We start from the raw sequence: 13876 nt of genomic DNA on the forward strand, positions 1-13876 counted from the left end.
TATTTATGAGCGAAAAGATTTGTGAAACAAGCTGTAAAACAACTTCCCAAACAGTCTTTGAAAAACCTGCAGAAGCTAAGCGAATACCCTCAAAGCGCGAATTTCATGGCGATACTTATATTGACGACTACGCTTGGATGAAAAATCGTAGCAGCAGCGAGCTTCTTGAATATATAAATTCTCAAAATGCGTACACTGCTAAGCGTGTTAAGCATTTAGAAAACTTGCGTTCTACCTTATTTAATGAATTGCGCTCTAGAGTTCAAGAAACAGACATGTCTGTTCCTGTGCGAATGAATAATTACTGGTATTACGTTCGTACGCAAGAAGGAAAACAGTACGCTATTCAATGCCGTATGAAAGTTAGCGATGAAGCTAATTGGAATCCGCCTACTATAGATGAGTCCGCTGAGGCGGGCGTAACTGTAGGTGAAGAAATACTTTTTGATGCAAACAAAGAAGCAGAGCTTGCTGGAAGTAAATTCTTCCGGCTTGGAGGAATGGATTTAAGCTCCGACGGCTCCCGCATGCTTTACGGAGTTGATACTCAAGGTGACGAACGTTTTAGCTATTTTATGCGCGATTTTTCTTCCAGCACATGTTCTTGGTCGCCTTTGGAAGAGTCTTGGGAGAATCTTTCTTCTGCTTCACTTTCTCCGGATGGAAAATGGGTGTTTTATGTAAAAATAGACAGCGCATGGCGTCCTTACCAGGTTTGGCGGCACCGCGTTGGAACACCAACAAGCAGCGACGTAAAAGTGTTTGAAGAAAAAGACGAGCGCTTTTTTGTTGACGTTTACGAAAGCTTTGACGAACGCTACATGATGATTAGTAGCAGCTCTAAAACAACCTCTCGTGTGCTTATGCTTCCGCTAAGTACGCCTGAAGGTGATTTTCGCATGGTGATTGAGCCGTCTGAAGGCGTTGAATACGACATTTCCTTCGCATGTTTTGAAGGCGCTGGTAAAAATGGTGAGGATATTCCGGTTGCTATTGTTTGCCACAATGCTAAAAATCCTAATTTTGAGATTGATGTTATTGATATGCGAAATCTTCCGGACGCAAAATCGGACGCAAAATCGGACGCAAATACGGACGCATATTCGGACGCAAATACAAGCGCTGGTGCAAGCGCAACTACAAGCGCAGTATCATCTAAAATTGCGACTTATAAACTAGGCGATGGCGTTTGCGTTGCTTCCGGTTCTCCTTACGGCTGTGAAAATGGAGATTTGTGGGAAGATTCGGCCAGCAAAAAGCCTATTTGTCAGCCGTATAATTCCGAACAAAATCCTGAAATATTGCGAAACTCAGTCGGCTTAAGTATAAGCGGATTGTCAATGTATAAAAATTATGTTGCGTTGGCGTATAGGACTCAAGGATTGCCGCATCTGGCTGTAGTTAGCAAAAAGCGCGCTGCAGAAGACTTTTTAAACGGCAAGCCGTGGCGTTTTTACGAAGTTCAGCCTCAAAGTGTTTTAGAGCACGAATCTACTCGCGTTAATATTCAAAACGTAAGTATTTCGCATGTTAATAATCTGGAATTTTGTATAACTAATCAAACTAAATCTTCTTCTCGTGAATGTCTTTGCAAAATATCTAAAGAAGAAATCAAAAATAATCGCTTGTTTAGTATTTCTATGACTGGAAATCCTTCTTATGAAGCTCCTCGCATGCGTTACGCTTTTGGAAGCTACGCAACTTTAGGCCAGCTTCGTGAGCTTGATCCTTCTAGCGGCGAAGACGTGTTGCTTAAGCGCGGGAAGATTCTTGGCGAGTTTGACGAGCATAATTACGCCGAAAAGCGCATATGGATTACTGCTAGAGATGGCGAGCGCGTGCCGGTGTCTATTGTTTGGCGTCCGGATAAAATTTCGCAAAACGAATCAATGTTTATTACAGGATACGGCGCGTACGAAGTAAGTTCTGACCCTAGTTTTTCTGTTGGACGCTTGAGTTTGCTAGATCGCGGAGTGCTGTATGCTCAAGTGCATGTGCGCGGCGGCGGTGAAATGGGTCGCGCGTGGTATGAGCAGGGTAGGCGCGTTAATAAAAAGCACACTTTTGAAGATTTTGTTGATGCAACGCGCGCATTGCAGAATGCTGGTTTTGCTTCTGCTTGCCATACTGTTGCAAATGGCGGTTCTGCAGGCGGCTTGCTTATGGGTGCTATAGCAAATATGGCTCCGGAATGTTATGCGGGAATTGAAGCGGATGTGCCGTTTGTTGACGCACTTACTTCTATGCTTGATTCTTCTTTGCCGCTTACTGTAACCGAGTGGGATGAGTGGGGAAATCCGCTTAATAATGCTGAAGATTACGCTTATATGAAGTCGTATACTCCTTACGAAAACGTGCCTTGTGCTGGTAGTGAAGATGGGCGCAAAAAATTAGCTGATTTCCCGAAAATCTTAATCACATCGTCTATTCACGATACTCGCGTACTTGTTACTGAACCTATGAAATGGCTTGCGAAATTGCAGGCTTCTGGGGTGGATGCTATTGCGCGTGTTGAAACTGACGGCGGCCACGGCGGTACTTCGGGCAGGTATAGGCAGTGGCAGGAGCTTGCGTATGAAAACACTTGGTGTCTTGGTGCTATGGGCATAAGCGAATAGTCTAAAACGACCGAAACTGCGCAGCTGTGAGTAGTTTATGTCGCCTACGTGCCAGCATCCGTGATATTATAGTTCGAAGTGATGTTCGTTTACACGCATACGTTTACGTTCATCTGTATACGTAGGTAACTCAAAGGCGATATATCTACTTTGCTTGAGAAGGGTAAAGCAATGGTGATAAGCAAAACTAGTGCAGTGATTACAAATAGTGATAGATTGTCGCTGCAACATACTGCATTGTTTAAGCAAGTTCCTGCGGATCAAATGAAGGAACTTTTGGTGCATCTTCAGGAGTCGATTTTTAACAAAGGTGAGTCGATTTTTAATGAGGGCGATACCGATCACAGAATGTACCTTCTTGAGCGCGGTCGCGTAAAATTAGTGCGTCATTCTAACGATAATCGCGTGCAATTGCTTAGTATTCATACTTCTGGTGAAATTTTGGGCGAAATTCCTGTTTTTGACCCAAAGGGCGGTCCTCGTACCGCTTCAGCAATCACCATTACAAGCAAAACAAAAGTTTTGTGGCTGGAAAACGATATTTTATTCGCTTGGCTAAATAATCATCCTCGAGTTGCTGTAGATATGCTGCAAGTTTTGGCTGCGAGAATGAGAGCTAATAATGAGAGAATTTCAGATTTAGTTTTTATGGATGTTCCAGCTCGTTTGGCAAAAACTCTGTTAAATTTGGCATCCAGATTTGGTGAGCCAATGAGTGACGGTTTACTTGTGCCGCATGATTTAACTCAGGAGGAATTAGCTCAGTTGGTTGGTTCTTCTAGGGAAACTGTGAACAAGGCGCTTATGGATTTTGCAAATCGCGGGTGGATTATGCGAAAAGGACGTTCGATTATTATTTATAAGCCGGGAATGTTAATTCGAAGAGCAGAGCGCTGATTATTCAAGTAGAGGCAAACCTTTAGAATAGTACGCATGCCGAAAAAGAATTCACTTACTGCTCGTCGTGTGCTAGCACTGTTTCTTACCTACATCACTTTGTGTGTTGCAGGTGGTGTTGCTGCAAGTATTATGTTCGTTCCTGGTGTTATGAGTGTGAATAGCGTGGTGAAAACAGTTGTTCCTTCACTTCGCGTTGATGGCATTGATTTTGACGTAACTGCTTTGCCACAAAAATCGCGACTTTATGCAGCTGATGGCAAAACAATTATCGCAACATTTTATGCGCAAAATCGCACTGTTGTGCCGCTTAGACGTATTTCGCAATATATGCAGCAGGCAATGGTTGCTCGTGAAGATAGGCGATTCTTTGAGCATTCTGGCGTTGATGTTCAAGGCGTTATGCGCGCGTTTGTGAAAACATTCGTTAAAAAGTCAGATATGCAAGGTGGCTCTTCTTTAACCCAGCAGTATGTGAAAAATGTGCTTATGATTAAAGCGCGCGAAAACAACGATCCTTTGGCGGAATATCACGCTTCTGAAGGTACGATTGCGCGTAAGCTTCGCGAAATGCTCATAGCAATTCAAATGGAAAAAAAGTATTCAAAACTTGAGATTTTGCAAGGCTATCTTAATATTGCGCAATTTGGTAGCAATAATATTTACGGTGTAGAAACTGCGGCTCACCGTTACTTTAATACGAGCGCAGCAAAGCTTAATCTTGTGCAGGCTGCAACTATTGCCGCAATCACAAAAAATCCTTCTCATTACGATCCGTCTATTGAAGAAAATCAGCCAGAAGCGCAAAAGCAGCGCAATATTGTGCTTGATTTAATGCTTCGTCAAGGTTTTATAAATAAGAAGGAGCATGATTCTGCCGTAGCAATCCCTCTAAAAAATACTCTTAATGTGCAGCGAGAAGTGTCTAAGATTGGTTGCCAGGCTGCAGGTGACGCCGCATTCTTCTGCGATTACGTAACCAAACGAATTTTGCATTCTCGCGAATTTGGAAAGACGGCTGCTGCGCGAGAAAAGCTTCTTACTGAAGGTGGTCTCGATATTTACACCACTATGGATTTGCGCGCAAGTAAGGCTGCAATGAAAGCTGCTCGTGACACGATTCCAGTAAACGATAAAAGCGGTTTTGAAGTTTCGATTGCTGCTATTAAGCCTGGAACTGGTGAAGTTTTGGCCTTTGGTAGCAATCGTATTTATGACGCGTCCGACGCTGCTAGGTCTGATCCAACTCATACTGCTCTTAACTACGCTGTTGACGAGCGAGATGGCGGTGGTCTCGGCTGGCAGATTGGTTCTACTTGGAAGCCTATTAATATGGTTGCGTGGATGCTTGCTGGAAAGTCAATCAACCAGCCTCTTCGCACGACTATTCGATACAATAATTCTGATTTTAACTGCAATAAGTTCCGCGGATTCGGCTCATGGTTTGTGCAAAACTCCGGCGGTGGCACTGTTAGCCCAGAAACGCCTTTGCAAGGTCTTGTTCGTTCTCACAATACTACGCAGGCATCTATGGCTCAGCAAATTAAGCTGTGTTCTATTGCAGACGCGGCTAAAATTCTTGGATACCATAACTCGCCTCTTGGTCAGGAAAGTGTGTATTCGGCCAATTCTTTGAACCCGCCAATGACCATTGGTTCTGTGCAGGCTTCGCCTTTGACTGTTGCTAATGTGTATGCAACTTTGGGTGCAGATGGTGTTGCTTGCGATCCGATTGCTATTAAGCGAGTTATTGATAAGAATGGTAAGCGTTTAAGAGTTCCTAGTGCGCATTGCCATCAGGCTATTCCAAAGGGTATTGCACAAACTGCCGCATACGCACTTAATCAGGGTGTTGTTCAGCCTGGTGGTGAGGCTTCAACAACTCAGCTTGACGGCGGACGTAAAACCTTCGCAAAAACTGGTACTAACGAACAGTACTACATGACAACAGCAGGATTTGTGCCGTATCAGGTTGCTTCGTTTGTTGCCGTCGGCAATGCTGAATCGCAGAAAAGCTTCAACGGCATGACTATTAACGGCCGCACGATGGCAGCTTGGTATGGTATGTATATTGCAACGCCTGCGTGGAAGCAGTTTATGAACGACTATTTGAAGGCTGCTAATATTCCTGTTGATAACGATTACGGAAAGCCTGATCCAAAGTACACTGCTGGAGCTTCCTCAAAGCAAGACTCGCTTTATACGAAGCCTTCGCAAACTGAGCAGGAGAAGCGAGATGAAGACGCTCGTCGTCAGGCCGCTAACGAACAGCAGGAAGAGGCTAATAAGCAGCTGCAGACACAGGATCAGTATGGAACTGCTCGTCGTGATGACTACAGCACTTCCACAGGAGATGAGTATTAAGTTTTAGATGATTAAACAGCGTAGGCGGCATAAATTACTCAACGTTGCTCTGTTTTGGTCGGAATTACGTAAGAAAACGACATAAACTACTCATGATTGAGTTGTTTTGGTCGGAATTACGTAAGAAAACGACATAAACTACTCATGATTGAGTAGTTTATGTCACTTTTAGTCTAAATCTGCTCCAACAGCGTCGGAAACATGCTCGAATCCGTCGCGCTTCAAAAGATCCGCAAGTCCGCGCTTTAGCGTCGTAATCTGCTGCGGTCCTCTGTACATAAGCGACGTAATAAACATAACCAAATCCGCACCAGCGCGAATCTTCTCGTATGCTTGCTTTGGTGTAAATACGCCGCCAATTCCAGCAATAGCAAAACGATTGCCAAAAGCCTTACGCGTGCGACTAATAAGTTCGTTGCTTGCACTGTAGGTAGGGCCTCCGGAAAGTGCGCCTTGCCAATCTGCTGGAACGTCAAGTCCGGAGCGGTTCTTCTGCAAGTTCGCAATACTTACGCCATCAACCTTATGCTCTGCAAGAACGTCTAGAAGTGACTTAAACTGCTCCCATCCTCCCGGCAAATTAAGCGGCATCTTAACAAGAGTTGGCTGCGGTCGCTTAATAGTATCAAGATCGCTAAAAAGCTTATCCAGCGCTTCCGGCTGACTAAATGGTTCACCTACGCGAGTATTTGGGCAGGAAATATTCACCTCAATAATCGAGCTGCGTCCAGCCGCGCGCTCCATAGAAATGTGATAATCTTCAATGCCTTCGTTTAAGTCGCCAACTAAATCGTCGTTTGTGCGAGCAATTGAAATAGACATATTCATTGATTTAGCTTTAGTCCACGCTTTTTCTGCGCGCGCAACAACCGCTTCGCTGCCGTCGTTTGCCAAACCTGCGTGCACCAAAATAGAGTCGTATTGCGGAAGACGATGATACCAAGGCTTCTGATTTCCTTCGCAAGGGCGGCTTGTAGTTGAGCCAACTGTTTCAAAACCAAAGCCGGCATTGTCTAGAACGGTTGCCATTTGGCAGTTTTTATCTAATCCAGCGCTTAAGCCGAACGGGTTCGCAAAATCTAATCCCATAACATTAGTTTCAAGAACTGGATCCGTGTAGTTAAGCATTGTGCGAAGAAGCCACATAAGTCCCGGCGTGTTTTCGCTGAATTTGCAGAAGTCAATCATGCGTTCGTGAGCTTCATCAGGTGGAATGTTGAACACAAAATGAGGCTTTATTACATGCTTGTAGGAGAAAGTGAAAAGATCAGTCGTGGCTTTATTGACGACATTGTGCAATGAATTTTCAGAAACGTAATGCATATCTATATACTAGTGCATTATTTGTGCGTTTGCCACCCGAATGCGCGTTCGTTTTTGTGCGATTTATTACAAAAATAAGATTTGTACGCGGGTAAATGTGCGTTCTTTTCGTTTTTACACCCCAAAACGCTCAATCGCGTTTGTTTTTTGCGTATACTTGTGCGATAATGTTCGTATGATTTCTTCGCAGCGTCAACATTTGATTTTAAGCCGTCTTCGTACTCGCGGTGCAGTTCGCATTACCGCGCTGTCTAAAGAGCTGAACGTTTCTGCAATGACAGTTCGCAGGGATATTGCCGAGCTTTCCGATCGCGGTCTTTTAAAGCGTGTTCACGGCGGCGCTGTAACAACCAACACTTTGCTTTCCGAGCCACTGTTTTCTGTAAAGTCGCAAATGGACATTGGTTTGAAGGATGCTATTGCGCGCTTGGCTGTGGACTACGTTTCTCCGGGAGATGTTATTGCTATTGGCGGCGGCACAACAGCTTACGTGTTTGCGCAGCATTTGCTGGAGTCGCGTAGGGCTTCCGGAATTACGATTTTGACTAATTCGATTCCTGTTGCCGAGCTTGTGCAGGCGTTGGAGTCCAAGGATGTTGAGGTTATTGTAACCGGCGGCGTGATTACGCGCTCCAACTCGCTGGTTGGCCCGATTGCAGACAAAGTTGTGGCTTCTCTTCGCGTGAATACCGTGTTTCTTGGCACGCACTCGGTGTCTCTTCCTCGCGGATTCCTTATGCCGAACTCTTTGGAAGCGGCTACAGATATGGCTTTAATGGATATTGCTGACCGCACTATTATTTTGACGGATCACACTAAGTGGAGCTGCACGTCGCTTTCGCTATTTGCGCGTTTTGATCAGGTTGATACTGTTATTACCGACGATGGTTTGGACGCTGATTCGCAGCTTCGTACGCGCGAGCTTGTTAAGGATTTGGTTTTGGCGCCTGTTGGTGACGATCGCGAGATTCTTAATTCTGCTGCAGATGCTGCGGATTTTGATTTAGCACATAATTCTGCAGACGAAAACTGATGCGAAGTTTTGCGCGAAGCTGGAATACGTTTTTTGCTTAACTCACGCCTAGCGCACGTTTACAAAAAGCGGCTCGCTATGCAATCCCGCAACGCGCTTATGCTCAACTCTAAGAACATAAGTTCCGCGATTCACCTTCGGCAAATCCTCGTCTGCAGTGCAGCCTTTTCCTGCATTCGTATTGGTATTCCAGGTAATCTTCTTTTCAAAATGATCGCCCTTAGCCATAAGAAGCGGTTTCAAAGCAGTATCGCAAGTGTCTGAACGCCACACTGCGTTAGATAAGTAGCTGCTGCTATTTGCGTCTTTCGCGTCTTTTGAATCTTTAGTATTTTTGCCGCTTTTTACTTCTTTGTTATCTTTGCCATCTTTACTATCTTTTGCATCATCATTCGCCTTACTAACAGCATCGCTACTGTTTACAGACAGCACAGAATTCATATCGGAAGCATCAATAAGACACGAAGTATTTCCCTCATAAACAAAACGCTCAGTAAGCTCAACGCTTCCGCCCATAGGAACGTTTTGAGATTTCACAGAAAGTTCAATATTAATATCGCGCGCAGTGCATCGGGGAGTGAGACCAACCGGGCGCGGATCAGGCACGGATTTTCTAGAAACATCAACTTCATGCCCTGTAATCGCTCCGCCAACTGCAGCAAGTCCCTTACCTAAGCTAATAACGCAAAATATTGCCAGCGACACAATCAAAAAAAGCACTACACACACAAAAACGCGTCTGCGAAAATACATTTTTTGCTGCGACGTGCTCATTTTTTTGCCGGATTTACGCAATTTACTGCGATTAAATATGGCGCTCGCTTTGCGCTGCACCTGTCGCTTTATTTTGCGCTGTATTCCGGATGGTGTGAACATATTATCCATTGTAATGCATAGTTTGATGTGCTTACTTGCCGCCGGCGAAACCGAGCTGCCTCCACGCTTCATACACTGCAATAGAAGCGCAATTCGTAAGATTTAAGCTACGAAGCGAAGGTCGCATTGGAAGACGAACCTGCTCTGCCACATGCGGGCCTGCCATAACATCCATCGGATCCGGAATATCTCCAGGCTCTGGTCCAAAAAGCAGAATATCGTTCGGCTTGTACTCAATATCAGTGTAAAGTTTCGTAGCATTTGCTGTAAAAGCAATAATTCGCGAATTAGGCATCGACTCAACTAAATTCTCAAAATTAGGATGCAAAACAACGTGAGCCATATCGTGATAATCCAAGCCTGCGCGACGCAGTTTAGTATCGTGCAAATTAAAACCAAGCGGCTCAACCAAGTGCAAAATCGTGCCAGTTACAGCGCAAAGACGAATCGCAGAACCAGTATTGCCTGGAATACGAGGGGAGTAGAAGCAAAGATGAGGAGTGTGCGTTTCTGCGCGCGCGGCATCGTCTGCGCTGAGCATGGCGTCCATAACGCTAATCGGATTTCCATGAGCGTCGGTTACAAGCTCGTCCGGACCGTAGTTTGACTTGCGGTAGCCGTACTCGTACATTTGCTCTACGCGACTTGCGGCGGCTTTGTGCGATTCGATTTGCGATGCGGCTTGTTCTTCGGTTTTTGCCGCTGCTTCTTGCGTATTCTCGCTGTTATCCATTCTATTCCTTAGCTTTTAAGTATTCCTTACGTAACTTCGTAATCGTAACGTATTTAGTTTACTCGCAACTTGCACATTATGTTTTATTGTTTTGGGAAACATTTGCCGTGTAGTTTTCTCGCGTTTGGAGGGTTTGGGGTTGCGTATCGCTCCAAACGCGCGCAACTTTTCCGGCGTTTGTTATCGGTTTTTATTGGCGTGGTGATAGCTGCGAAAAGTCTGGAGCTTTCGCTAGAATAGTCAGTCTGTGTAAGGTGTGTCATATAGCGGGCATGCTCATGGAACCGAAGAAGGCGCCCGCGAATCAAAATATGCTTAAATAAGCACCAAATTTGCCGCGATTTTCTTCAGTTTTCAAATATTGATATTAACTAGCGAGTGATAAAGGAACGTCCATTGGCTGCTGAACAAGCTATGACGAGCACCACGAAAGTCATCGCACGTGCTGACGAGCATGATATTAAACTGCACAAAGCGTCAGATCGTGTGAATTTTGGCTCCATTTGTGAGCCTATTGATGTGCCATACCTCCTCGGCGTGCAAACCGACAGCTTTGATTGGTTGATCGGCTCTGAGCGCTGGAAGAAGCGCGTCGCTGAAGACGAGGCAAACGGAACTCACACCGTGCCTCATGTTTCCGGTCTTGACGAAGTCTTCCAGGAGATTTCCCCAATCGAGAACTTTGCTGAGACAATGAGCCTCACATTCTCCGACCCATACTTTGAAGAGCCACGCCACACTGTGCTCGAGTGCAAGGAAAAGGATTACACCTATTCTGCTCCACTTTATGTGAACGCTGAGTTTGAAAACGGCGAAACTGGCGAAATTAAGAGCCAGACTGTTTTCATGGGTGATTTCCCACTTCAAACTCCTCACGGCACCTTCATTATTGGCGGAACCGAGCGAGTAATCGTTTCTCAGCTTGTGCGCTCCCCAGGCGTGTACTTCGACCGTGCGCAAGATCGCACTTCCGACAAGGATGTTTTCGGTGCGAAGATTATTCCAAGCCGAGGCGCATGGTTGGAATTTGAGATCGACAAGCGCGACGTTTTAGGCGTTCGCGTAGACCGCAAGCGTAAGCAGTCCGCAATCGTATTCCTTATGGCAATCGGCATGACGAAAGACGAAATTGCCGAAGCTTTCCAAGGATATCCTCTTGTTTTGGATGCGCTCGCAAAAGAGCCTATCGATACGCAAGACGATGCACTTACCGACTTGTATCGTAAGATTCGCCCGGCTGACACTGCAACTCCAGAAGCTGGCCGCAATCTTCTCGATTCCTTCTACTTCAACACAAAGCGTTACGATTTGGCTCGCGTTGGTCGCTATAAGATCAACCGCAAGCTTGGTCTCGAAGCAGACTACAGTGATCGCAGCTTGAACCGCGAAGATATTATCGCCACTATCAAGTATTTGGTAACCTTACACGCAGGCGAAAAAACCTTCCCAGGTAAGCGCGACGGTCAAGACGTGCAGTTGCGCGTTGACGTTGACGATATTGATCATTTCGGCAACCGTCGTATTCGTCAGGTTGGCGAGCTTGTGCAGAATCAGCTTCGTACCGGCTTAAGCCGCATGGAGCGCGTTGTGCGCGAACGTATGACAACTCAGGATGCGGAAGCAATTACTCCACAGTCCTTGATTAACATTCGCCCAGTAAACGCAACTATTAAGGAATTCTTCGGAACTTCCCAGCTCAGCCAGTTTATGGATCAAAACAATCCATTGGCAGGCGTTACGAACAAGCGTCGTCTTTCCGCACTCGGCCCTGGTGGTCTTTCTCGCGATCGCGCTTCCATGGAAGTTCGAGACGTGCACCCATCCCACTTCGGACGTATGTGCCCAATCGAATCCCCAGAAGGTCCAAACATCGGTCTTATCGGTTCTTTGGCAACCTTCGGACGCATCAACCCATTCGGCTTCATCGAAACCCCATACCGCAAGGTTGTGAATGGTCACGTAACTAACGAAGTCGAATACATGACTGCAGACCGTGAAGCTGAGCACGTTATTGCTCAAGCAAACCAGGAACTCGACGAAAACGGCAACTTCGTTGGCACTCAGGCACTTGCCCGCGTGGACGAAGAAGAAGCAGTCGATGTGCCTGTAAGCACTGTAGACTACATGGACGTTTCCCCACGCCAGATGGTTTCCCTCGGCGCTTCCTTGATTCCATTCTTGGAGCACGACGAAGGCCACCGTGCTTTGATGGGTACGAACATGCAGCGTCAGGCTGTGCCGCTTATTAAGTCCGAGCGACCACTTGTTGGTACCGGCTCTGAATGGCGTGCAGCAGTTGATTCTGGCGACGTAATCTTGGCAGAAAAGCCAGGTGTTGTAACCTACGTTTCTGCAGATATTATTCGCGTTATGAACGACGATGGAACTCAGTCCAGCTACAAGCTTTCTAAGTTCCAGCGTTCTAACCAGACTACTTGCTACAACCAGGTGCCACTTATTAAAGATGGCGAGCGTGTTGAAGCTGGTACTGTTTTGGCAGATGGTCCTGCAACCGAAAAGGGTGAACTTGCATTGGGTAAGAATTTGCTCGTTGCATTCATGCCTTGGAATGGTTACAACTACGAGGATGCTGTGATTATTTCCCAGCGTCTTGTGCAAGACGATACGCTTTCTTCTATTCATATTGAAGAATACGAAATCGATGCTCGCGAAACCAAGCTTGGTTCCGAAGAGATTACTCGCGATCTTCCAAACGTTGGCGAAGATGCGATTGCAAATCTTGACGAGCGCGGCATTATTCGCATCGGTGCTGAAGTTGAAGCCGGCGACATTTTGGTTGGTAAGGTAACTCCTAAGGGTGAAACCGAGCTTACTCCAGAAGAGCGTTTGCTTCGTGCAATCTTCGGCGAAAAGAGCCGCGAAGTGCGCGATACTTCTTTGCGCGTGCCACACGGCGAAACCGGTACTGTGATTGCAGTTAAGGAAATCACTCGTGAAGACGCTGAAGACGACGGCGACGAGCTTCCAAACGGCGTGAACCAAATGATTCGCGTCTACATCGCTCAGCATCGTAAGATTACGCAAGGCGATAAGCTTTCCGGCCGCCACGGCAACAAGGGTGTTATTTCCCGCATTTTGCCAGAAGAAGATATGCCATTCTTGGCTGATGGTACTCCAGTTGACATCATGCTTAACCCGTTGGGCGTGCCTTCTCGAATGAACTTGGGCCAGGTGCTCGAGCTTCACTTGGGTTGGATTGCTCACGCTGGCTGGGATATTAACTTGGATCCAGATCTTGAGGCTGCTTGGAAGAAGTACGTGCCGCAGGGCGCTGAGCATGGCGATCCATGCACTCCAGTTGCAACCCCAGTATTCGACGGCGTTCGCCCAGAAACTTTGAAGGGCTTGCTTTCTACAACGCTCGCAAATCGCGATGGTGAAAAGCTTGTTGGTTCTGACGGCAAAGCAACTTTGTTCGACGGTCGCACTGGCGAGCCATTCCCGAAGCCAATTTCTGTGGGCTACATGTACATTTTGAAGCTGCATCACTTGGTTGATGATAAGATTCACGCTCGTTCCACTGGTCCTTACTCCATGATTACCCAGCAGCCGTTGGGTGGTAAGGCTCAGTTCGGCGGCCAGCGCTTCGGCGAAATGGAAGTGTGGGCGCTCGAGGCTTACGGTGCTGCTTACACATTGCACGAAATGATGACCACGAAGTCTGATGACGTCGACGGTCGCGTGCGAGTGTATGGCGCTATTGTTAAGGGCGATAACCTCCCACCAGCAGGCATTCCTGAATCCTTCAAGGTGTTGCTTAAGGAAATGCAGTCGCTTTCCCTTAATGTTGAAGTGTTGAACGCTGAAGGCGTTGCAATCGACATGAAGGATGAAGAGGACGACCCAGTTTCATCTTCCGACGATCTTGGCTTCAATATTGGCGCTCGACCAGATTCGTCCGCCAAGGAAGACCAGATTGCTGTTGAACCTGAATACCAGTGATTCGGTAACCGATTCGGTAACGAACACACTTTAAGAAATTAAGAAACATTAGAAAACAATTTCATGAGA

Annotated in this window: 8 protein-coding genes; 5 read left to right on the top strand and 3 right to left on the bottom strand. The window is 46.3% G+C overall.

Going from position 1 to position 13876, the window contains the following annotated elements:
* The first annotated feature begins 5 nt into the window (after positions 1–5).
* The 3 genes from HXT35_RS04965 (at position 6) to HXT35_RS04975 (ending at position 5879) form a co-directional block, all read left to right on the top strand.
* The gene (locus HXT35_RS04965) at positions 6–2618 is read left to right on the top strand and encodes a S9 family peptidase (RefSeq protein WP_421787968.1); all 2613 of its coding nucleotides are present in this window, start codon (positions 6–8) and stop codon (positions 2616–2618) included.
* 171 nt (positions 2619–2789) lie between these two features.
* On the top strand, positions 2790–3515 hold the full coding sequence (locus HXT35_RS04970) for a Crp/Fnr family transcriptional regulator (protein WP_004128969.1): 726 nt from the start codon (positions 2790–2792) through the stop codon (positions 3513–3515).
* A 36-nt stretch (positions 3516–3551) separates the two neighbouring features.
* Positions 3552–5879 (top strand): transglycosylase domain-containing protein, encoded by a 2328-nt coding sequence (locus HXT35_RS04975; RefSeq protein ID WP_004128967.1) that lies wholly within the window; start codon positions 3552–3554, stop codon positions 5877–5879.
* Between the two features lie 168 nt (positions 5880–6047).
* Here HXT35_RS04975 and HXT35_RS04980 read toward each other — a convergent pair whose 3' ends face one another.
* Positions 6048–7202 carry a quinone-dependent dihydroorotate dehydrogenase gene (locus HXT35_RS04980; RefSeq protein WP_004128965.1) on the bottom strand — a complete coding sequence of 385 codons (1155 nt, stop codon included), beginning with the start codon at positions 7200–7202 and terminating at the stop codon, positions 6048–6050.
* A 175-nt stretch (positions 7203–7377) separates the two neighbouring features.
* On the opposite strand from HXT35_RS04980, the gene HXT35_RS04985 reads away from it, so the two are divergent.
* Positions 7378–8235, top strand: a complete 858-nt coding sequence (locus tag HXT35_RS04985; protein ID WP_032843628.1) for a DeoR/GlpR family DNA-binding transcription regulator — start codon at positions 7378–7380, stop codon at positions 8233–8235.
* Positions 8236–8283: 48 nt separating this feature from the next.
* On the opposite strand, the gene HXT35_RS04990 is transcribed toward HXT35_RS04985, so the two are convergent.
* Both HXT35_RS04990 and HXT35_RS04995 read right to left on the bottom strand, forming a co-directional pair.
* Positions 8284–9111: a hypothetical protein gene (locus HXT35_RS04990; RefSeq protein WP_004128962.1), complete on the bottom strand. Its 828-nt coding sequence runs from the start codon at positions 9109–9111 to the stop codon at positions 8284–8286.
* A gap of 31 nt (positions 9112–9142) precedes the next feature.
* A complete protein-coding gene (locus HXT35_RS04995) occupies positions 9143–9844 on the bottom strand; it encodes a tRNA (cytidine(34)-2'-O)-methyltransferase (RefSeq protein ID WP_004128961.1) in 702 nt (233 codons plus the stop codon).
* A gap of 414 nt (positions 9845–10258) precedes the next feature.
* Between HXT35_RS04995 and rpoB the strand changes: the two genes are divergently transcribed.
* Entirely contained in the window at positions 10259–13807 is a 3549-nt protein-coding gene (gene rpoB, locus HXT35_RS05000; protein ID WP_032841565.1) for a DNA-directed RNA polymerase subunit beta, read from the top strand.
* Positions 13808–13876 lie beyond the last annotated feature (69 nt).

Origin of the sequence: Gardnerella sp. DNF01141 (assembly GCF_049244255.1) — a bacterium.
GTDB classification, from domain to species: Bacteria; Actinomycetota; Actinomycetes; order Actinomycetales; family Bifidobacteriaceae; genus Bifidobacterium; species Bifidobacterium vaginale_E.